Source organism: Bradyrhizobium sp. SZCCHNRI2009 (genome assembly GCF_032485115.1).
In the GTDB taxonomy this organism is placed as follows: Bacteria; Pseudomonadota; Alphaproteobacteria; order Rhizobiales; family Xanthobacteraceae; genus Bradyrhizobium.
The window spans coordinates 593935-616124 of sequence record NZ_JAUEUH010000003.1; the positions used below are offsets into that span (position 1 = coordinate 593935).

Consider the following 22190-nt stretch of genomic DNA (forward strand, 5'->3'; position numbering starts at 1 on the left):
GACCTTGATCTGGGTCAATCATCGTCGGTCGCGGCGCCGCGACGATTCGCATGAGATCGTTGTCTTGCCGGGCTCGGCGGGGGCGATCCGACAGCATCGTCCCCTCAGTTGCGCAATTGCACCGAAAATCTCGAGATTCTGGACTCAGCCCTGACGGGCTGCCCCGGAATGGCGGGCTATGACGCAGCAAGATCAGTCGCCGCTGCGCATGCAGGGGCGCGACCAGATGCGGGCGTGACCCTCGCCGCTCTCGTCACTGAACAGCTCGGCGCAGATCGGCGCGTTGAGCGACGCAACAGGAGCACGTCCGGCGCGGGAGCGTCCCGCGCGCTCGCTCAGGCCGACGCTTTGGCCTTTGCCGCCTTCGCCTCGGAGATCGCCGCCCACACCTTCTCCGGCGTCAGCGGGGTCTGCAGGTTGGTGATGCCCAGTTCGAACAGCGCGTCCATGACGCCGTTGGTGACGCAGGGCGGGCCGCCGATGGCGCCGGATTCGCCGCAGCCCTTGGCCCCCAGCGGGTTGGTCTTGCACGGCGCGGAATCGTCGAGCGTGACCACGATCGGCGGCACGTCGTCGGCGCGCGGGATGCAATAGTCCTGATAGGTGGCGGTCAGGAGCTGGCCGTCGGCATCATAGGCGACGTTCTCGTACAGCGCCTGGCCGATGCCCTGCGCGACGCCGCCATGGATCTGGCCGGCGACCAGCATCGGATTGACGGCGACGCCGACGTCGTCGACCGTGGTGTAGCGCACCACGCGGCTGATGCCGGTCTCCGGATCGATCTCGACCTCGCAGACATGCGTGCCGTTCGGCCAGCTCGGACCGTCGACCTCGCCCTCGCTGTCGACCGACAGCTTGGCGCCCTGCTCCTTCCCGGCGATGTCGAACAGGCTGATGCGGCGGTCGGTGCCGACGACGGTGAGGAAGCCGTCGCGATACTCGATGTCCTCGACCGCGGTCTCCAGCAGGTTGGACGCCTTCTCGCGCGCCTTGGTGATGAGGTCGTTCGACGACACCGCCACCGCCGTGCCGCCGACGAACAGCGAGCGCGAGCCGACGCTGCCGAAGCCGGTGGCGAGATCGGTGTCGCCCTGCACGACGTCGATCTTGTCCAGGGGAATGCCGAGCGTGTCGGAGATCATCTGCGTATAGGTGGTCTGCAGGCCCTGCCCCATCGCCATGGTGCCGGAATGCAGGATGACGCGGCCCTCGGAGGTCGCGTGCAGCGATACCTTCTCGGTGTGGGCGCGGCCGCCGGTCCATTCGATGTAGCTGGTCAGGCCGCGGCCGTAGAGCATGCCGCGCTTCTTCGCCTCGCGCTTACGCGCGTTGAAGCCGTCCCAATCGGCAAGCTTGGACGCGCGCTCCAGCATGTGGGCAAAGGCGCCGGAATCATACACCTGGCCGACGGCGTTGGTGTAGGGGAGCTGCGCCGGCTTGATGTAGTTGGTCTTGCGGATGGCGCGCGGATCGATCCCGATCTGGCGCGCGGCCGCATCGAACAGCCGCTCGACGATGAACACCGCCTCGGGGCGTCCGGCACCGCGATAGGCGCCGACCGGCGCCGTATGCGTCATCACGGTCTTGATCTCGAAATGCACCAGCGGCAGATCATAGACGCCGGTCTGCACGAATGGCCCGAGCACCAGCGGGATGATGTTGGCCGCGCCCGACGAATAGGCGCCGGTGGCGCCGATCGAGCGCACGCGATAGGCCAGCACCCTGCCCTTGGCGTCCAAAGCGAACTCGGCGGTGGAGGTGAGGTCGCGGCCATGCGTGCCGCCGACGAACTCGTCGGTGCGCTCGGCGCGCCAGCGGATCTTCTTGTTAAGCTTGGTGGCGGCATAGGCGACGATGCCGTCCTCAGGATAGAGGTTGGTCTTCTGGCCGAAGCCACCGCCGATGTCGCCGACCAGCACGCGCACGCTCTCCTTCGGGCGCTTCAGCACGGCTTCCGCCAGCACGTCGCGGGTCGAGGCCGGGGTCTGCGACTGCACGTGCAGCAGCAGCCGGCCGGTCTTCTTCTCGATCTCGGCGATGGTCGAGCGCGGCTCCATCGCCGAGGGCACCAGGCGCTGGCTGGTGATGTCGAGCGAGACCTTGTGCGCAGCGCCGGCGAACGCCGCCTCGACCTTGGCGGCATCGCCATAGCTCATCGCGGCGACGACGTTGTCGGGCGCCTCGGCCCAGACCACGGGCGCGCCGGGCTCGATCGCCTTCACCGGATCGGTCACCGCCGGCAGCACCTCGTAATCGACGACGATCGCTTCCGCGGCCTCCTGCGCGACCGTGCGCGAGGTCGCGACCACGGCGGCGACCGCCTCGCCGGTGAAGCGGACAATCTCATGGGCAAGCAGGCGGCGCGGCGGCACCGTCATCGGCTTGCCGTCGGGACGCTTGAAGATTGCCAGGGTCGGAATGGTGCCGACATCGTCAGCGACGAGGTCCGCGCCGGTGTAAATCGCCTGCACGCCCGCGATCTCGCGGGCAGCGGCGGTGTCGATCGACAGGATCCTGGCATGCGCATGCGGGGAGCGCAGCACGTAGAGCCACAGCGCGCCGTCCTCCGCCTTGTCGTCGATGAACTGCCCCTTCCCGGTCAGCAGCCGCTGATCCTCCAGACGCTTGAGGGGCTGCCCCGCACCAAACCGCATATTGTTGGGAAGAATGTTCATTCGTCAGTCCTTGGTCAGTTCAATGAATTTGGCAGGGTCTTAGCGGATCGGCGTTGCGGTGGCCAACACGTGTTTAAGCTGATGCGTCATGACGAACCGTCATTCCGGGGCGCGCGCAGCGCGAGCCCGGAATCCATAACCACGACCGGTAGTTTGGAGGCTCGATGTCTCCCGGTCTGCCCACCCGAGAGGTCGCGGAGTATGGATTCCGGGCTCAGCCCTTGGGCTGCCCCGGAATGACGATGAGGAGAGAGCGGGGGCCAAAGCCGGGGCTAGCTCACCCCAGGCTGCGCAGTACCTCTTCGACGACCTTGCGCTGCTCGGGCGAGAGCGGGGCCTGCGGCGGCACGGGATCGCCGACGTCGTAGCCCTGGATCGACAGGCCGGCCTTGATGCAGGCCGCGAGGTTGAAGCGGGCGAAGGCCTCGTTGACGCGCCACAGCTTCTTCTGCAGCAGCATCGCATCGTCCCAGCACGACGCCTTGCAGAGATTGTAGAGCTCGACGCTCTGGCGCGGGATGATGCAGGCCGGCCCGGCCATCCAGCCCTTGCCGCCGATCAGCATCACCGCGGCCGGAATGTGTGAGGACGCCGCGAACACCTTGATGGCGTCGCCGCAGCGATTGATGATCGACAACAGCCGGCCGGTGTTGGTCGAAGCGTCCTTGATGTAGTTGATGCGCGGATGCTCGGCGAGGCTCGCGATGACGTCGAGCGACAGGTCGGAACGCTGGAACTGGGGATTGGTGTAGATGACGACGGGAACGTCGACGGCATCGGCAATCGCCCGGAAATACGCCTCGATGCCGGCGTCGTTGACCGGGAAGTAGGCTTCGAGCACCGCCAGGATGCCGTTTGCGCCGCGCTTCTGGTAAGCCTTGGCCTGCGCCACCGCGTCAGCGATCGCAGTCGAGGCCACGCCTGCGATCACGGGAACGCGGCCCTGGGCGGCATCGATGGTCGTCTCCACGACGGTCATGCGCTGGGCACGATCGAGATAGGCGAACTCGCCGGTGGAGCCGAGCGGCGTCAGGCCGTGCACACCGGCAAGGATCAGATCGTCGCAAAGACGCCCCAGCACCTCCGTACGGATCGTTCCATCCGCGCCGATCGGCGAGGCCAGGTAGGGAAAGACACCATGAAATTCAGTCATGCGGCCGGTATAGCGGCCGGGTCGCTGGTTCCGCAAGGCGGCCGCCGAAGCGGGAGGCGCCCTTCTCAGGCCCGGCCTGTTGCCCGCAGCGACATCTGCCTCAGGGACCTGACACCAGCGGACAAGAGCCGGTGTGTAGCAGCGCCACACTGCCGCGATGGAATGCGGGGTGTTGCCGCAAACCGAGCTGCCAATCAGCTCACGTTAAATCCGGCTTCAAACTTTCTCTTCACCATAGGTGCATGTCCCGCGGCGGAGGCGGTCAGAGGGCAGCGATTCAATCTGGGATTGCGCGCACCGTGGCGAAGAAGGACGAGCGCGATGACCTCAAACACGGCAAAAATGGCTACGAACTTCGCCATTTTCAGTCATTTTTCCGCCGGATTGACCAACCATCATGCGAAGCGGAAAGAGTTAGTACGAGTGCTCCAGCGTAAATTCGCCGTAGGAATTTCGATCGGAGACGAGGGAAGCCTGCAGCGAGAACGACGATGAAGACGCTTTACGATTTACTCGGAGCTCTTCCGGACGATGACGCTGACGATATCCGGGCGGCCTTCCGCAAAGCGGTCAAAGAGAGCCACCCCGACGTCAATCCCGGCGATCCGGATGCCGCGCTGCGGTTTCGACAGATCATCCGCGCCAACGACATTCTCGGCGACAAGGAGCAGCGCACGGCCTATGACCGGCTGCTCGGCGCCGCGCAGGACGAGCATCAGCAGGATTCCAAGCTGGCCGTCGTCGCCAAGGTCCACAAGGTTGCGTCCGGCGTGATGGCGCTGGCCGGTGCGTCCGCCGTGGCGCTAACCGGCTACCTGCTGTTCACCCACATGTCGTCGGCTTCCGTCGCGCCGCTCAAGCCGATCGTGGTTGCGACCAACAAGGTCAAGCCGAACGAGGTTCCCGCCAAACCGATCGATAGCGCCACTGAGGCGGCGACGGCCGGCGATGCGGCCGCGAATTCCGGCGGCGAGACGGCTGCCAGCGCAACGGTCGGCAGCGCATCGGGCAGCAATGCCTCGGTATCCGCCGATCCGCTTCCGCTACGCGTCAGCAAGATCGACACGGTCTATTCTGCCGAGCAGGAGCGTGCGCCCTGCGCGGCAGGCGCGACCGCGCCATGCACGGCGGATGCAATGCTCGCCGGGGGTACGGCTTCGAACGAGGCCCAGGCCCATCACGATCGCGGCATGGCCGCGTTCCAGAAGGGCGACTTCGCGGCGGCGCTGGCCGATCTCGACGCGGCGATCCAGCTCGATCCCCGCTACCATGAGGCCTATATCGACCGCGGCATCGTGTTCTATCGCATGCGCAAGTTCGACCGCGCCTTTGCCGACGTTGCGGCCGCAAAGCGCATCGAGAAGACGAACCGCGCCGTACTCGACGCGATGGCGAAGCGTCAGCCGCTGCGGCCGCTGAAGCTCGAGCCGCCAAAGTCCGACATCAAGGCGGAGACGCCGAAGGCAGAGGCGCCGAAAGTGGCGGCGGCGGCGCCGATGCCCTCGCGGATGTCGACGGCGACGCCGGTCTATCCAACCACCGACCCCAGCCGCGCCCCCTGAGCGATTGACGAAGATTTAAGGTAACTCCGAACCTTCGTCGCGCGAATCGTTCGCGCCCATCAACTGTTAGGAAAGGTGTCCCATGGTGTTCCCATGGGACATGGGCTGCTTTCCAGATTCATCCATCCGAACCCGGCGATCCGGCGCGAGCTCGTCGATCTGCTGTACACGTCTCTGCCGCAGGTCATGTCGATCAACGCGGCCGCCATCACCGGCTCGGTCACGCTTGCGGTCCTGCACGGCGATCCCGGCTACATCGCGATCACGTTCGCGATCATCGTCAACGCCATCGGTCGCGTGGTCAGCCTGCTGCGCTACAAACAATATGCGGGACGCCTGTCCGATCGCGACGTGATCCTCTGGGAGAAAGTCTACGCCGCGGGCGCCGCCGCCTTCGGCCTTGCGCTTGGCGCTCTCACCTTCCGCGCGTTCCAGCTCAACGATGCTCCGGGCGCATGGATCGCCTTCGGCCTGTCGATGTCCTATTGCGTCGGCATGGTGTCGCGCGCGGCGATCCGCCCGTGGGTCGTGCTGACGACAACCGCCGTGCTGCTCGCCCCGACGCTCATCGCCGGGTTGATGCGCCCGGAGCTGCCCTATCAGCTCGGGGCCGTCCTGCTGGTGCTGTTCTGGTTCTCGATCCGCGAAGCCTCGCGCCATCTCAGCACCGCGTTCATCGAGCGGCTCGAGGCCAAGCACGCGCTGGCCCGCCAGGCCAACCATGATTTCCTGACCGACCTGCCCAACCGGGCGGCCTTCCTGGCTGCGCTCGAACGCACGACCCGGACTGTCGCGATCATTGCCATCGATCTCGACGGCTTCAAGCCCGTCAACGACCGCCATGGCCACCACGCCGGCGACGACCTGCTGCGTCAGGTCGCAGCCCGGCTGTCGAGCTGTGTCGGCCAGGGCGGTCTCGCCGCGCGCTTCGGCGGCGATGAGTTCATGCTGCTGAAGCCGGTGACGGGCGGCGCGGACGGACGCGACGAGGCGCTGGCGCTGGCGCGCGAGGCCATCCGTTCGCTGTCGATGCCGTTCCTGCTGTCCGACATTCCCGTGGTGATCGGCGCCAGCGCCGGCCTGCTGGTGAACGACCGGCCGCTCACGGACGAGTCCATGGACGAGGTGCTGCGTCAGGTCGACAGCGCGCTCTATGCCGCCAAGCGCGCCGGGGGCGGCTGCTGCACCTGGGCCGAGGTCGCGGACGGCGCATTGCGGCAGGCGGGCTGACGCGCGGCCTTCGATCTCAGGCGACGATCACCTCGTGCAGCAGCGCGTCGATCTCGCCGGCGTCGAGCTCACCTTCGCGTCCGATCAGCACGAGCTGGGCCGTGAGGCCATCGGCGGGCGACACCGGCGACGGCGCCAAGGTGCCGCGCGTCGCCACCGACTGAAACAGGATCGGCTGTCCCGGATGGTCGGTGAACAGCAGGATGCCCTTGATGCGCAGGGTGCGCGGCGCGAGCTTTCCGATCACCTGCTGGAAGCGGGCCAGCGACAGCGGAGCACGGGAGGTCCAGGTGAGGGTTGCGAAAGGTTGCGACATCGTCGGCACCTGCTTGGGCAGCTCTCGCGGCGCGCGAATGTCGCGGCTGAACAGCAGGTCCGGCGCGACGACGCCATGCGCGATCTCGAAGATCGCCGATTGCGGCTTGGTGCCGCGGACGACGGCGCAGGCGGCATCGAGCGCGGCGCGGTCGAGCAGATCGGCCTTGGTCAGCAGCACGAAATCCGCGGCCCGCAACTGCGAGCGCCACAGCACATCCTGTTCGATCTCGGGATCATCGCGCAGCCGCTGCGGGTCGACCAAGGTGACGACGGTCTCGAGCGGCGCAACCTTGAAGATCACGGGATCCATCAGGCTGCGGATGATTTCGGCGGGATCGGAAATGCCCGATGTCTCGATCGCAATCGCGTCGGGTGCCGGATCGCGCTTGATGACGGAGGACAGCGTGCGCAGCAGGTCGCCCTGCAGCGAGCAGCAAATGCAGCCGTTCTTGAGGCTGATCACCTCCTCGGTGACGGTGCCGAGCAATTGCGCGTCGATGTCGACCGCGCCGAAGTCGTTGACAACAGCGGCGATGCGCCGTCCGTCCGGATTGGCGAGCAGATGATTGAGCAGGGTCGTCTTACCGGCACCGAGCGATCCGGCGACCAGCAGGACCGGGACGATCATGACAGGACCGGACGGCGTACCGCCTGCCCCGGCCTGACGTCGCGAACGAGCTCGCCATCGGTGATGACGGCGCGGCCATTGACGAGCAGATGCCGCACGCCCTCGGACGGCCGGTTCATGTTGAGGAAGTCGGCGCGGTCACGCAGGCTGGCGAGATCGAGCACGGCGATGTCGGCGTCGCAGCCGGCCTGCAGCCGTCCCTTCTTGCGCATCGCGGGCGTCGACGGTTCCAGAATCCGGGCCGGGATCAGCGTGCACTTGGCGAGGCCCTCCATCAGCGGCACCGCCTTGCGGTCCAGCACCCATTCGCGCAGGAATTTCGTGAACGTCGCCGATGAGCGCGGATGCGACACCGCGTCATCCGGCAGCGGCCAGGCGTCGCCGGTGTAGTCCGTGCCGTTGGACAGGATCCACGGCATCGCATCGGAGGCGATGGCGCCGCCCGGAAACAGCACGGAGACGTCGAGCAGGTCGCGGTGGCGCTGGTTGACGGCGACATCGAGGAAATGGATCAGCACCAACGCGCCGGGATCGTCCTGCTGCCGCGCGAGCAATTCGTCACGGCTGCCGAGCCGATGGCGCTCGGCGACCATCTCGATTGCGTCATAGCCGGTGCCCATGCGCTGGCAGAACGCGGGATCGGCGAAGAAGCCGGCGCCGACCACGGTCGAGCCGGTGCCGTAGGGATAGGCTTCGGTCGTGACCTTCAGGCCTTGCTTCTGCGCGGTCTGCACCAGCTCGGCGCAGCGCTCGACATCCTGCAGGCTGGTGCTGTTGAAATGGCAGATGTGCATGTGGGCGCCGGTCGAGCCGGCCAGCCCGATCAGCCGCGTGTAGGCATCGACCGAGCTGCGCGGATCGACGTTCGACATATAGGCGATGTGCGTGTAGGTCGGCACGTCATGCTTGGCCGCCAGGCTGCACAGCTCCGACAGCTCCTTCATGCCGGTGCCGGGCGCGTAGGCGTTCGGGAAGGCAATGCCGAGACCGCCCTGCTCCAGACCCTGCCGCGTGCGCTCGACGATCTCGGCGGTCTCGGCAGCCGTGGCGACCTCCTCGACCCAACGCTTGTCGCGCATCGCCTCGCCCATGCCGGCGATGTTGGACGCGGTCTGCTGCGTCGTCATCGTCGCGATCCGCGCGAACACCCAGCCCGACGCTGCGCCGTAATTCAGAAGGCGGCCGATCGCCGCCTGCTCGTCATACCAGCGCGCCACCGGCATCACGCCGATTTCGAGCTCGAGCGTGGTGGTGACGCCGTCGAAAGCCTGCATGCGGTCCGCCGGCAGCGACTGGCCATGGGCGTGCAGATCGATGAAGCCGGGCACGACGGCAAGGCCGGCCGCATCGACCACCTGATCGGCGGCCCCGCCGACATCGCCCACGGCAGCGATCGCGCCATCCTTGATGGCGACATCGGCCGTGGCGTCGAGCTTCGTTTCCGGGTCGAGCACGCGACCGCCGCGAATGATCAGATCGTAGTGAGGCATGAAATCAGCTGGGCTCGCGAAGTGGAACTGCGCGCAGGCCTAACACAGATGCGCGGCGATGAGAACGCGGCGGGAGAGATCGATGCTCTCCGAGCCATGCGTGGCGCACTTATCAGTTCGTCGAACTGGGGCGCCGCTCTTCCCCTTGCGCAAGGGATCGGTCAGGATTGCGAAAGACGACCTCTCGGCATCCGCCGTTCGACAGAGGAGACCCGAATGGCTTCGCACACACGGCGCATCGCCGACTTCACCTGCGAGAAGCAGCCGGCGACGGGCTCGCGCGGCATGGTGGTGACCAATCATCCGCTCGCCTCCAGCGCCGGTGCCGAGATGCTGATGCGTGACGGCAACGCGATCGATGCCGCGGTCGCCGCACTGTTCGCGCTGACGGTGGTCGAGCCGATGATGGTCGGCATTCTCGGCGGCGGGCTGTCGCACATCCGCCTTGCGGATGGACGGCACATCGTGCTCGACGGATTGAGCACCGCGCCGCGGCGCGCCACGCCGGGAATGTATGATCCGGTCTCCGACGAGATCGCGCTGGCGCGCGAGACCCGCGGACGCCGCAACGTCGCAGGCGCGCTGGCGGTCGCCGTGCCCGGCGCGCTGAAGGGATGGTGCGAGGCCCTGTCGCGCTTCGGCCGGCTGCCGCTGGCCGAGGTGATGGCGCCGGCGATCCGGCTCGCCGAGCATGGTTTCATCGCCAGCCCCTATCTCAACGACTGCGTGCGGCTGGTCGCGGACGACCTCGCGGGCGATCCGCATCTCGCCGCGCTGTTCCTGCCGGGCGGCGAGCCCGTCAGTCCAGGCACGCGCGTGATCCAGACCGACTATGCGGCATCGCTGCGGCTGATCGCGGAGCAAGGACCGGACGCTCTCTATGGCGGGCCGCTCGGGATCGCGCTGGCCGACTACATGGCCGACAATGGCGGGCTGATCGATGCGAGCGACCTCGCCGCCTACAAGGTGATCGAACGCGCGCCGATCCGCGGCCTCTATCGCGGCCACGAGATCATCGGCCCGCCGCCGCCGTCCTCCAGCGGCGTGCACATCGTGCAGATGCTGAACATCCTCGAGGGCTTCGATGTCGGCGGGCTCGGCTTCGGTTCGGCCGATGGCGTGCACGTGCTTGCCGAAGCCTTGAAGATCGCCTTTGCCGACCGGGCGGTCGCCACCGCCGATCCCGCTTTCGTCGACGTGCCGGTCGAGCGGCTGACGTCGAAGGCCTATGCCGCGCAGCGGCGGGCGCAGATCGACATGAGCCGGGCCCGGAGCTTCGGCCCGGGCCTTGCGCCGACGGAGTCCGCCAACACCACCCATGTCACGGTCGCCGATGCCGAGGGCAACGTCGTCGCGGCGACCCAGACCATCAACGGCCTGTTCGGCGCCTGCGTGCAGATCCCGGGCACCGGCATGACCGCCAACAACTACATGTACAATTTCGATCCGCATCCGGGCCGCGCGCTGTCGATCCAGCCGGGCAAGCGCGTCTTCACCTCGATGGCGCCGATGATGGCGCTGCGCGACGGCCGCTTGCGCTATGCGCTCGGCCTGCCCGGCGGCCTGCGCATCTTTCCCTCGGCCTTCCAGGCGCTGGTCAACCTGATCGACCACGGCATGTCGCTGCAGGAGGCGGTCGAGGCGCCGCGGCTCTGGACGCAGGGCGGCGTGCTCGAGCTCGAGCCGGCGTTTCCCGACCATGTGGCGCGGGAGCTCGCCGCACGCGGGCACGAGATCAAACGCGAGCCGGTCGTGGCCGGCGGCATGAACGCGATCGCGTTCGGCGACGACGGCACGCTGACAGGAGCCGCGTGCTGGCGCGCCGACGGCACCCCGATCGCGATCTCCGGCGGGCGCGCCCGCGCCGGGCTTCGCTTCGCCATCACGTGAGCTCTACAGGCGCTCTCGCATCATCCGCGCGATCGCCTCGCCGATCACGACGGTGGTGAAATGCGTGTTGGCGCGGCAATCGGACGGCATGATCGAGGCATCGGCGACGCGCAGGCCGGCAATGCCCTTCACGCGGCCGTCCGGATCGACCACGCCGTCGCCATCGTCGAATCCGCTCATGCGGCAGCTCCCCGCCGCATGCTGGATGTCGCCGGTGACCTGCCGCAGCAGCGCATCGAGCTCGGCCTCGGGCAGCGCAGCCGCCTGCGGCAGCGTGAACTCCGTATCGCCGAGGCGAATCCAGTCGGCGATGTCGCGCAGCGCGGGCTGCACCGTGATCACGGCCAGCCGCTTCACCGCGTCCCGCATTCGCGCCACGTCGCGCGGATCGGCCAGCATGTTCTCTTCGACGATCGGATCCACGCTCGGATCGGTCGAGGCGAGCCTGAGCGTACCGCGCGAGAAGGCGTTGAACAGTCCGGCGCCGATCGCGCCGGGCACGCCGATGCCCCGATGGTTGAACGCGATCAGGATCATGTCGCGCTTGCCGCCGCCGGCGAGGCCCGACGAGTAGGTGACGCAGCAATTGGTATGGCGCGTGTCGCGGTCGGTCGGACGCAGCGCCTCGCGGAGCTGGATCGTGGTGCGGAACAGCGGATGATCGAAGAAGTGCCGGCCGACCGGAAGATCACGCACGACCGCAATTCCCATCTCCAGCAGATCGGTCGCAGGGCCGATACCCGAGCGCAGCAGGATCGCGGGGCTGTGGATCGCGCCGGCACACAGCACGACCTCGCGCGCCGCGACGTTTTTCACGCCTTCACCTTCGACGTGGACGCGCACGCCGGTCGCCCTGCCGTCGCTGATCAGCAGCCGATCGACCAGCGCCCGTCCGCGGATCTCGAGGTTCGGACGGCCGCGGGCCGGCTCGAGATAGCCCTCATTGGTGGAAATACGGCGGCCGGCGCGGCTGTTGATCGGATAGCAGGCGACACCCTCGCCATCGGGCCCGTTGAGATCGTCGCACCAGCGATAGCCGCTCGCCAGCGCGGCATCGCGCAAGCCACGATCGATCGGGCCCCATGTGTCAGGCGGTGCGCGAGTGACTGGAAGCGGGCCGCCGCGACCGTGCCCCTCGCGATCACCGAATGCGAGATCGTCCTCGATCACCGAGAACAGCGGCATGACCTCCTTGGCTGACCATCCCGTACAGCCATTGGCCGCCCATTCGTCGAACGCATCGGCCACGCCGCGGATCGCGATCTGGCCGTTCATCATCGAGCTGCCGCCCAGCCCCTTTCCGCGCCAGTAGAAACGCATGTCCTGCCCGGCGACGCGGCGGGACATCAACTGCGGCCACTGCCATTTCTCCTGGAAGGCGCGATCGTGGATGATCGGAATCGGGTTCGGCGTCACGATCTCCCACGGCGCGTCGTCCGCGCGCCAGTCCGCGCCGGCTTCGAGCAGCAGGACCCGCGTCCGGGGGTCTTCGGACAGGCGCGCAGCGACGACCGCTCCCGCGGAGCCGCCGCCGACCACAATGACGTCATACATGGACTGAATTCTCGCTTGTTCTCAGGCACCGCAACCATGACGGCCAGCTTGCGCTGCCGAGAGCGATCCGTGAAGCCCTTGAAAACTCAGGCCGTCAGCATGCCGACGCAGAGCTGCGGCGCATCCTCGGCAACGAGACAGGAGGCGACGGCGATCACCTCGCGCGCCGATTTCCAGGCGCCGCCGCCACCTGCCGGGCCATTGGTGTAGAGCGTCTCGACCTCGTTGCCGATGCGGATCGCCTCCGCCATCGTCTCGGTCCTCCCGGCGACACGAACGCGCACCTCGTAGGGCTCGGCGCCCTGTGCGCGATCGTCGCCATGCAGCGCATTCAACCCGATCAGGTCGCAGCGCAGCTCGTTCACCGCCACGCCGGTGAGCGCGAGGCGCTCCCTGACGACATCGAGCGCAAGGCGGCCGCGCGTGACCGCGCCAGGGCCGGCATAGGAGATCTGACCCTCGCCGATATAGGAATCGAGATAGCCGACCGAGGTCTTCAGCAGTCCCGTCTTCGGCCGGCCGCGACCGCCGACCACCCTGACCCGGTCCGGACCAAGCTCCTCGACGGTCACCTGCGAGAAATCCGCCACGACGTCGGGTTGGAAATATTGCTCGGGATCGTGGATCTCATAGAGCAGTTGCTCCTTCACGGTCGCCGGCGTGACGCAGCCGCCGGAGCCCGCGACCTTGGTCACGATCAGTTCGCCATCCTCGCGCACCTCGCCGATCGGAAAGCCGAGCCGGGCGAGATCGGGAACATCCTTCGCTCCGGGATCGGCGAAATAGCCGCCGGTGATCTGTCCGGCGCATTCGAGCAGATGACCGACGACGGTGCCCTGCCCGAGCCGGTCCCAATCATCCAGGGCCCAGCCGAACTCGTGGATCAGAGGTCCGAGAAACAGCGCCGGGTCGGCGGCGCGCCCGGTGATCAGGACATCCGCGCCGGCCGCGAGCGCCTCCGCGATCGCGCCCGCCCCGACATAGGCGTTGGCCGAGACGACCCGATTGCCGAGGGCCCGGATCGTGTCGCCGGTGTCGAGCACGACATCCGCTGTCTTCAACGGCTCCAGAACATCGTCGCCGGTCACGGCCGCGATCTTCAGCCCCGTCAATCCAAGCCGGCGCGCGATGGTGCGGGTGGCTTCGGCCGCGGCGACCGGGTTGGCCGCACCCATGTTGGTGACGATACGGACGTTGTTGGCGCGGCAGATCGGCAGCACGGCCTGCATGCGCGCCGCCAGCAGCGGATCATAGCCGGCGGCCGGATCCTTCATGCGCGCCTGCTGCGCCAGCGCGATCGTGCGCTCCGCCAGGCACTCGAACACGAGATAGTCCAGGCCGCCCTTCGCCGCGAGCTCCACCGCAGGCTCGATCCGGTCACCGGAATAGCCTGCTCCGGCGCCGATCCTGATGCTCCGCATCGGCCGCTCCTCCTGACATCGTGCGCCGTTCGTCGGCTTCTGCCGGCCACATTAGCGGCCGCGGTCCGAGCTTGCCAGCGTCCGCGTGGAGCGGTCAGGCTGCGATCGTGCTGCTAATCCGCGAGCGCCAGCGTCGGCGCCTCGCTGCTCGCCGTGCATGCGACGGCGACGGCCATGTGGTCGTCGGCCCAGCACCAACGCTGGCCGCCGGCACGCTTGGCCGCATAGAGCGCGCGATCGGCCTGGTCGAGCAGCGCCTCGGTGTCCGCCTGCCGATCCTCGGTGACCAGGATGCCGGCGCTTGCGCCGATCTGAACGCGCGTTCCAGGCAGCGTGAAGGGTTGCGACAGCGCCGTCACCGCCGCTTGCGCGAACGCGAGAGCGGCGTCACGTTCCACCGCGGGCAGCAGCAGCATGAATTCGTCGCCGCCGAACCGCGCCGCCAGGCCCGTTTCGCCGAGGCAATCCTGCAGACGTGCGCCGACCTGGCACAGCAGCTCGTCACCGGCCTGATGGCCGAACCGGTCGTTGACGAGCTTGAAGCCATCGAGATCGACCGCGATGATGGCGACGGGGCGATCGCACCGGCCGAGCGCGGCGATGAACGCGGCGCGGTTCGGCAGGCCGGTGAGGAAATCGCGCAGCGCCTGCCGCGCCAAGGCCTGCTGCGCCGTGATCCGCTCGGTGAAGGCGGCCGTGAGTCGATACGCCGTGCCGCGCAGCGTGATCCAGAACAGCACCACCATGCCGGCGCCCATCCGGTACACCGGTTCGGGCTGCATCAGACAAGCCACCACGGTCGGAATCAGCAGCACCGCCGAGGAGGTCATGACGATCCATGGGCTGACCCGCGACACGATGCCGACGCAGAAGGCCATCGACAGGCCGAAGCACATCCAGATGCCGGGCCCGTCGCCGATCTGAAACGCGCGTGCCGACAACGCACCGACGGCCAGACCGAAGGCGGCGGCGCCGAGGCCGTAGAGGCGTTCCCAGCGAATGATCGCATCGTGATCGAGCCGATCGAAGCGCGCGGCGAACATCCGTAGCTTGAGAACACGAAGGGCACCGATCACCAGCAGCACCACCGTGATCGCGGCGTAGCCCGGATCGCGCGCTACCCAGGCCATCACGCTGCCGATCACGACGGCGGCGGCCGAGATCGTCCCGACCAGCGGCATCGAGCTGTACAGCAGATGCGCGAGATCGCGACGAATGTCCGGGTCCAATCGATGCATCGCAATTCCAGTTCGCCAAGCGCGCGCACTCTCGTACCCACGCCTTAACGAAATCTCGCTGCACCCGCGAAGGGCTGCCATGCGCCGCGGATGCTTAAGAGATCCTCACCGCGACGATGACAATGCAAGTGGATACAATGCGAATGATGGTACGCGCACGCGCGCATGAGCGATGCAGGGCCGGGATCAGCTCGCCCAATTGTCTCGGAATTCGCCGAACAGCGTGATGCCGCCGCATGCATAGATCGTCTGTCCGGTGATGTAGCTCGCTTCGGACGAGGCGAGAAAGGCGAACACGCCGGCGATCTCTTCCGGGCTCGCCACCCGCCCCATCGGAATGTGGGACTCGACCGCCGCGCGCTTGGCCGGGTCCCCGGTCCAGGCCGCGTTGATCGGCGTGTCGACGGCGCCCGGCCCGACCGAATTGACGCGGATGCCGCGCCCGGCGAATTCGAGCGCCAGGGTCCGCGTGAGGCCCGCCATCGCGCTCTTACTGATCGAATAAGCGAGATAGCCGGGCTTCGGAATGATCTGGTGCACGCTTGAGGTGTTGATGATGTTGCCGCCGCCGCGCGTGACGAAATGCGCCAGCGCGTGACGCGCGCAGAGCACGGCACCGTTGAGGTTGACCTCGAGGATCTTGCGATACGTGTCGACGTCGAGCGCCTCGCTGGGCGATTCCCGCTGAAAGCCGGCATTGTTGACCAGGCAGTCGAGCCGGGGCCAGCGCTTCAGCACCGTCTCGAACATCTCGGCGATCTCGGCCTCGACGCCGATGTCGGCCTTCACGGCAACGTGATCGCGCGAGCCGTGACCATGCGCGGCTGAGGCGGCCTGCACCAGCGCCAGGGTTTCGTCGCCGGACGGCGACGGGCCGCCGAAATTGATCGCGACATGCGCACCCTCCTCGGCAAACCGCACCGCGATCGCGCGGCCGATGCCTTGCGTTGCGCCCGTCACCAGCGCGTAGTGTCCGACGAGACGCGACGCCCGTTCGGCTGGTTGGTCAGATGGCTCCATGTCTCGACTCCGTGAAAATGATCTCGCCTCAGCGCCCTGCGATGACTCGCGTTCGGATGACAAGGCTATCAGGAGTCTGGTATCGCTCCACTCCGTATCCGTCGTTGCGCACGCAGGCGTGAGACGTCATGTATCTCGGCATCGATCTTGGAACATCCTCGGTCAAGACGATCATCGTCGATGACACGCAGCGCGTCGTTGCGAGCCGCAGCCACGCCTTGACGATGGACGTGCCACGACCGGGCCGGGCCGAGCAGGACCCCGCCGCATGGATCGGCGCGGTGTTCGCCACGCTCGATGCGCTGAAGGCCGATCATCCCGGCGCGTTGGCGGCGGTGGACGCCATCGGCCTGTCGGGTCAGATGCATGGCCCGGTGCTGCTCGATGCCGCGATGAATCCGTTGCGGCCCTGCATTCTCTGGAACGACGGCCGGTCGGAGCGCGAATGCGTTGCGCTGGAGCAGCGCTGGCCCGCCTTGCGCACGATCACCGGCAACAAGGCGATGCCCGGCTTCGCCGCGCCGAAGCTGATGTGGATCGCGGCGCACGAGCCCGAGATCTTCGCGGCCACGCGGCTGGTTCTGCTGCCGAAGGCCTATGTCCGGCTGGTGCTGACGGGCGATGCGATCGAGGACATGTCCGATGCGTCCGGCTCGCTCTGGCTCGATGTCACCAGGCGCGACTGGTGCGACGAGGGCCTCGCCGCTACCGGCCTCACCCGTGCGCAGATGCCGCGCCTCGTCGAAGGCTGCGCGCCGGCAGGCCGGTTGCGCAGTAACCTCGCGGAACGCTGGGGCATGACGAAGCGTCCGGCCTTCGCGGGCGGCGCCGGCGACAACCCGGCCGGCGCCATCGGCATCGGTGCTGTCCGGCCGGGCGCCACGTTCATCACGCTCGGCACGTCCGGCGCCGTGATCTCGCCGGTCGACGCCGTCACGGCCAATCCCGAGCGCGTCGTTCACACCTTCTGTCATGCCATCCCGGCGATGTGGCTGCAGGCTGGCGCGATGCTGTCGGCGGCCTCATGCCTCGCCTGGGTCGCGCGGCTGCTCGGCGCGAGCGAGACCGAGCTGCTCGCCCCGCTGGGCACGGGCCCCGCCGCGCCGTCGCCGGTCAGCTTCCTGCCCTATCTCGCGGGCGAGCGCACGCCGCATGACGATCCCCATGTCCGCGGCCTGCTCGACGGCCTGAGCCACGCCACCGACCGCAACGCCATCGTCCAGGCGGTGCTCGAGGGCGTTGCCTTCGCACTGGCCGACTGCCGCGACGCGCTGACGGAAACCGGGCTCGTCATTGCCGAGGCGGATGCGATCGGCGGCGGATCGCGCTCGGACCTTTGGCTGGCGATCCTGGCGAATGTGCTCGGCATTCCCGTTCATCGGCTCGCCGAGGGCGAGACCGGCGCCGCCTTCGGCGCGGCGCGGCTGGCACGTCTTGCCGTCACCGGTGAGGACATCGGCGCGGTCTGCACGCCGCCGGCGCGCGTGCGGACCTTCGCTCCGGACGTCGCGCTGTCGGCAGCCTATGCCGAGCGGCGGCCGCGCTGGCGACAGCTCTATCGTCGGCCGAGCTAACCGGATCTCTGAAAGGCATTCGTCGCGGCGACGTGTTGCGGCGGCGTCTCTTTCATATTGTATTCGGCAACAGCCTCTAGTTTAATGGCTTCCCGCGCCAGCGATCAACGAGCCGCGGACGACGAGACGACGTGCATTGGGAGGCACGATGAGCGGTCCGATCCTCGAGATGCGCGGGGTGTCGAAGTCATTCTTCACCATCAAGGCCCTGCACAAGGTCGACCTCACCGTCTACGCCGGCGAAGTCCATGCGCTGATGGGCGAGAACGGTGCCGGCAAATCCACGCTGATGAAGATTCTCTCCGGCGCCTATCGCCCGGATCCCGGCGGTGAGATCCGCATCGAGGGCCGGCCGGTGCGCATCGAAGGGCCGATGGGCGGCCGCAACGCCGGCATTTCGATCATCTACCAGGAGTTGTCGCTGGCGCCGAACCTGACGGTCGCCGAAAACATCTATCTCGGCCGCGAGCTGTCGCAGAGCGGCCTGCTCGCGCGCAGCGCGATGCGCGAGGGCGTCGGACCGATCCTGGACCGGCTCGGCGCCGATTTCACGGCCTCCACCTTGGTGGCCGAGTTGTCGATGGGCCAGCGCCAGCTGGTGGAGATTGCCCGCGCGCTGCATGCACGATCCAAGATCCTGATCATGGACGAGCCGACCACCTCGCTGTCGGCCGGCGAGAGCGAGAAGCTGTTCGCGCTGATCCGCCAGCTCCGCGCCGAAGGGCTCGCCATCATCTACATCTCGCATCGCATGGACGAGGTCTATGCGCTCGGCGACCGCGTCACCGTGCTGCGCGACGGCCGGCTGGTCGGCTCGCTCGACAAGCCGGAGATCCGCGCCGACAGCATCGTCCGCATGATGGTCGGCCGCGACGTGTCGTCGTTCTACAAGAAGGACCACGACCCGCACGCCAAGCGTGATCGCGCGGTGCTCAGCGCTGTCGACCTCGGCGACGGCCATCGCGTCAAGAATTGCTCGCTGACCGTTCATGCCGGCGAGGTGGTCGGCCTCGCCGGGCTGATCGGCGCCGGACGCACCGAGCTCGCGCATCTCATCATCGGAGCCGCGCCGAAGACGACCGGACACATCGAGCTCGACGGCGAGAAAGTCAGCATCGACACGCCGCGCGATGCGCTCGATGCCGGCATCGCCTATCTGACCGAGGACAGGAAGGCGCTCGGGCTGTTCCTCGACATGTCCTGCGCCGACAACATCAACCTCGCCGTGATCGGACGGGACGCGAAGCCCGGCGGCATTCTCGACCGCGACAAGGCGCGCGCACGCGCCGACGAGGCGTTCAGCGCGCTCGGCATCCGCGCTCCCAATCCGGGCGTCACCGTCGGCGGCCTGTCGGGCGGCAATCAGCAGAAGGTGCTGCTGTCCCGCCTGCTTGCGACCGCGCCGAAGGTCCTGATCCTGGACGAGCCGACCCGCGGCGTCGATGTCGGCGCCAAGTCCGAGATCTATTCGATCATCGACAATCTCGCCAAGTCCGGCACCGCGATCCTGGTGATCTCGTCCGACCTGCCGGAAATTCTCGGCATCTGCGACCGCGTGCTGGTGATGCGCGAAGGGCATCTGGCCGGCGAGCTGCAGCAGAGCGCGACATCCCCCATCACCCAGGAAGACATCATGGCGCTGGCCACCGGGACGGAGCACGTCGATGCCTGACAACAGTTCGTCGCAAGCCAAGACCGCGCCTTCATCCGGCCTGCCGTCCGCATCGGACAACAAGCAGCAGCGGCTACGGCTGATGATCCGCGCCGCCGGCATGCTGCCGGTGCTGCTGATCCTCTGCGTCGGCTTCCACATGCTGTCCGACGGACGCTTCTTCTCCGGACAGAATCTCGGCATCGTGCTGCAGCAGGCCGCCGTGAATACCGTGCTCGCCGCCGGCATGACCTTCGTCATCCTGACCGGCGGCATCGATTTGTCGGTCGGCTCGATCCTCGCCGCGGCTGCCATGGCCGGCCTGACACTGTCGAAGATGCCCGATCTCGGCGCACTGTGGCTGCCGGCCGCGGTGCTGACGGGCCTTGCCTTCGGCGTCGTCAATGGCGCGCTGATCGCGCTATTGCGGCTGCCGCCGTTCATCGTGACACTCGGGTCGCTCACGGCGGTGCGCGGTCTCGCCCGCCTGATGGGTGGCGACACCACCGTGTTCAACCCATCGATTCCCTACGCCTTCATCGGCAACGCCTCGCTGACGATCATTCCCGGCGTCGTCTCGATCCCCTGGCTGTCGGTGATCGCGCTGCTGGTGATCCTGGGCTCCTGGCTGATCCTGCGCCGGACCGTGCTCGGCGTGCACATCTATGCCGTCGGCGGCAATGAGAGCGCCGCGCGGCTCGCCGGCATCAAGGTCTGGGCGGTGCTGATCTTCGTCTACGGCATGTCCGGCCTGCTCGCCGGCCTCGGCGGCGGCATGCAGGCGGCGCGGCTCTATGCGGCGAACGGTCTGCAGCTCGGCCAGTCCTACGAGCTCGACGCGATCACCGCCGTCATTCTCGGCGGCACGTCGTTCGTCGGCGGCATCGGCTCGATCTGGGGCACGCTGGTCGGCGCGCTCATCATCGCGGTGTTGTCGAACGGGCTCATCTTGGTCGGCGTGTCCGACATCTGGCAATACGTCATCAAGGGCCTCGTGATCATCGGCGCCGTCGCGCTCGACCGCTACCGGCTGCAGGGCTCGGCCCGCACCTGAGACAACATGGCGGGCGCCACCGGGGCCCGCCACAACGCATTCTTCCACGGCCACTGGTCCGCCGTGCGTAGACGAACAGGAAGGACCAGGGAGGAAACACATGGTCAAGTCGATGTTATCAGCCGGTGCCGCGCTGGCGCTCGTGATGAGCTCCGCGCCGTCATCGGCCAAGGAGCTGAAATCGATCGGCGTGTCGCTGGGTTCACTCGGCAACCCGTTCTTCGTCGCGTTGTCGAAGGGCGCCGAGTTCGAGGCCAAGAAGACCAATCCCAACGTCAAGATCACCGCGGTCGGCTTCGAATATGATCTCGGCAAGCAGGTCACCCAGATCGACAATTTCATCGCCGCCGGCGTCGACATGATCCTGCTCAACCCGGGAGATCCCAAGGCGATCGGCCCGGCGATCAAGAAGGCGCAGGCGGCCGGCATCCTCGTCGTTGCGGTCGACACCGCGGCCGAGGGCGCCGATGCCACCGTGACGACCAACAACGTGCAGGCCGGCGAGATCTCGTGCCAGTACATCGTCGACAAACTCGGCGGCAAGGGTGACGTGATCATCGAGAACGGGCCGCAGGTGTCGGCGGTGATCGACCGCGTCAACGGCTGCAAGAGCGTGTTCGCCAAGGCCCCCGGCATCAAGGTTCTCTCCAGCGACCAGGACGGCAAGGGCTCGCGTGAGGGCGGCCTCACGGTGACGCAGGGCTATCTCACCCGCTTCCCGAAGATCGACGCCATCTTCGCCATCAACGATCCGCAGGCGATCGGCACCGATCTCGCTGCGCGTCAGCAGCAGCGCACCGGCATCATCATCACTGCGGTCGACGGCGCCCCCGACATCGAGGCGGCGCTGAAGGATCCGGCCTCGCAGCAGATCCAAGCCTCGGCCTCGCAGGATCCGTTCTTCATGGCCCGCCGCGCCGTGCAGATCGGCGTCGGCCTGCTCAATGGCCAGAAACCGGCCTCGACGGTCGAGCTGCTGCCCTCCAAGCTGATCACGCGCGACAATGTCGGCGAGTACAAGGGTTGGACCTCGGAGCGGAAGGAATAGAGCTCGATCGTCGACCCGCATCTGATTGAAAGCATCGAGAAGCGCCGCCCTCTCTGGGGCGGCGTTGTGCTTGGAACCACATTCTGTCTCGTCGGCGTGCCTTCAACGACCGATCGCCGTAGACTCGCACGTCGATGGCAGATGTGGCAAACAACGTTCTCGACGGGGGAATTCAACCTGCGCTGCGCCTTGTCGCGTTTGCGACAAGACTCCCCTGTTTGTCCCGCTTTCCGCTGGTCCGGAACTTGCGTGGGCCTGCCTGACCGCATCAATCAGCAGGCGATCCGATGGCTTTCACCGCAGTCTGTCCGACAAGCGCCATGACCGAAGGCGGCATGGGCCTGTACCAGGTCGGCAAGAAGAGCGTGCTGCTGCTCTGGCCCCGTGGCGGCGAGCTGAAGGCCTATCGCGGCCGCTGCCCGCATGCCGACGTGCCGCTGGCGGAAGCGACCTTCGACGGCCGGACGATCACCTGCCCGCATCATCAATGGGGCTTCGACGCCACCCACGGCAAGTGCGTCACCCACCTCGTCCGCAATGCGTTGCACGCCTACCCGCTGCAGGTCGAGGGCGATGAGATCCAGGTGGATGTCGGGCCGGTGAAGCCGGCACGCGCCGCGAGCTGATCGGGCCCAGGCCGGCCGGGCGCTCGACGGTCGCGCGGCAGACACCTGCCCGCACACC

At 67.4% G+C, this 22190-nt stretch carries 17 protein-coding genes; 8 read left to right on the plus strand and 9 right to left on the minus strand.

The annotated features are described in order from the left end of the window. Nucleotides 1–335 precede the first annotated feature (335 nt). From QX041_RS14575 to QX041_RS14585, 3 genes are all read right to left on the minus strand, one after another. Nucleotides 336–2675 (minus strand): xanthine dehydrogenase family protein molybdopterin-binding subunit, encoded by a 2340-nt coding sequence (locus QX041_RS14575; RefSeq protein ID WP_316165737.1) that lies wholly within the window; start codon nt 2673–2675, stop codon nt 336–338. 277 nt (nt 2676–2952) lie between these two features. Continuing rightward, the gene (locus QX041_RS14580) at nt 2953–3828 is read right to left on the minus strand and encodes a dihydrodipicolinate synthase family protein (RefSeq protein ID WP_316165739.1); all 876 of its coding nucleotides are present in this window, start codon (nt 3826–3828) and stop codon (nt 2953–2955) included. A gap of 194 nt (nt 3829–4022) precedes the next feature. Further along, the gene (locus tag QX041_RS14585) at nt 4023–4190 is read right to left on the minus strand and encodes a hypothetical protein (protein WP_316165740.1); all 168 of its coding nucleotides are present in this window, start codon (nt 4188–4190) and stop codon (nt 4023–4025) included. Nucleotides 4191–4319: 129 nt separating this feature from the next. Here QX041_RS14585 and QX041_RS14590 point away from each other — a divergent pair, with 129 nt between their 5' ends. Then, the gene (locus QX041_RS14590; protein WP_315713954.1) at nt 4320–5390 is read left to right on the plus strand and encodes a J domain-containing protein; all 1071 of its coding nucleotides are present in this window, start codon (nt 4320–4322) and stop codon (nt 5388–5390) included. 93 nt (nt 5391–5483) lie between these two features. Beyond that, on the plus strand, nt 5484–6620 hold the full coding sequence (locus QX041_RS14595; protein ID WP_316165742.1) for a GGDEF domain-containing protein: 1137 nt from the start codon (nt 5484–5486) through the stop codon (nt 6618–6620). Nucleotides 6621–6636: 16 nt separating this feature from the next. Here the strand turns inward: QX041_RS14595 and QX041_RS14600 are convergent, their stop codons facing one another. Then, the gene (locus QX041_RS14600; protein WP_316165744.1) at nt 6637–7566 is read right to left on the minus strand and encodes a GTP-binding protein; all 930 of its coding nucleotides are present in this window, start codon (nt 7564–7566) and stop codon (nt 6637–6639) included. Further along, complete coding sequence (locus QX041_RS14605; protein WP_315826045.1) at nt 7563–9056, minus strand: amidohydrolase family protein; 1494 nt, start codon at nt 9054–9056, stop codon at nt 7563–7565. The genes QX041_RS14600 and QX041_RS14605 overlap by 4 nt, the downstream gene beginning before the upstream one ends. A 216-nt stretch (nt 9057–9272) precedes the next feature. Between QX041_RS14605 and ggt the strand changes: the two genes are divergently transcribed. Further along, a complete protein-coding gene (gene ggt / locus QX041_RS14610) occupies nt 9273–10946 on the plus strand; it encodes a gamma-glutamyltransferase (protein ID WP_316165745.1) in 1674 nt (557 codons plus the stop codon). Nucleotides 10947–10949: 3 nt separating this feature from the next. Here ggt and QX041_RS14615 read toward each other — a convergent pair whose 3' ends face one another. From QX041_RS14615 to QX041_RS14630, 4 genes are all read right to left on the minus strand, one after another. Continuing rightward, nucleotides 10950–12500, minus strand: a complete 1551-nt coding sequence (locus QX041_RS14615) for a GMC family oxidoreductase (protein ID WP_316165747.1) — start codon at nt 12498–12500, stop codon at nt 10950–10952. 86 nt (nt 12501–12586) lie between these two features. Beyond that, nucleotides 12587–13921 (minus strand): acyclic terpene utilization AtuA family protein, encoded by a 1335-nt coding sequence (locus QX041_RS14620; RefSeq protein WP_316165748.1) that lies wholly within the window; start codon nt 13919–13921, stop codon nt 12587–12589. 113 nt (nt 13922–14034) lie between these two features. Further along, the gene (locus QX041_RS14625) at nt 14035–15159 is read right to left on the minus strand and encodes a GGDEF domain-containing protein (protein ID WP_316165749.1); all 1125 of its coding nucleotides are present in this window, start codon (nt 15157–15159) and stop codon (nt 14035–14037) included. Nucleotides 15160–15345: 186 nt separating this feature from the next. Next, nucleotides 15346–16179: a glucose 1-dehydrogenase gene (locus QX041_RS14630; protein WP_315713946.1), complete on the minus strand. Its 834-nt coding sequence runs from the start codon at nt 16177–16179 to the stop codon at nt 15346–15348. 128 nt (nt 16180–16307) lie between these two features. On the opposite strand from QX041_RS14630, the gene xylB reads away from it, so the two are divergent. From xylB to QX041_RS14655, 5 genes are all read left to right on the plus strand, one after another. After that, nucleotides 16308–17753 carry a xylulokinase gene (xylB, locus tag QX041_RS14635; RefSeq protein WP_316165751.1) on the plus strand — a complete coding sequence of 482 codons (1446 nt, stop codon included), beginning with the start codon at nt 16308–16310 and terminating at the stop codon, nt 17751–17753. 148 nt (nt 17754–17901) lie between these two features. Beyond that, nucleotides 17902–19425, plus strand: coding sequence for a sugar ABC transporter ATP-binding protein (locus QX041_RS14640; protein WP_316165753.1), 1524 nt, complete (start codon nt 17902–17904; stop codon nt 19423–19425). Beyond that, the gene (locus QX041_RS14645) at nt 19418–20458 is read left to right on the plus strand and encodes an ABC transporter permease subunit (RefSeq protein ID WP_315713943.1); all 1041 of its coding nucleotides are present in this window, start codon (nt 19418–19420) and stop codon (nt 20456–20458) included. Before QX041_RS14640 ends, QX041_RS14645 begins: the two co-directional genes overlap by 8 nt. Before the next feature lie 100 nt (nt 20459–20558). After that, nucleotides 20559–21506: an ABC transporter substrate-binding protein gene (locus QX041_RS14650; protein WP_315713942.1), complete on the plus strand. Its 948-nt coding sequence runs from the start codon at nt 20559–20561 to the stop codon at nt 21504–21506. A 287-nt stretch (nt 21507–21793) separates the two neighbouring features. Beyond that, nucleotides 21794–22132, plus strand: a complete 339-nt coding sequence (locus tag QX041_RS14655; protein ID WP_315713941.1) for a Rieske 2Fe-2S domain-containing protein — start codon at nt 21794–21796, stop codon at nt 22130–22132. Nucleotides 22133–22190: the final 58 nt, after the last annotated feature.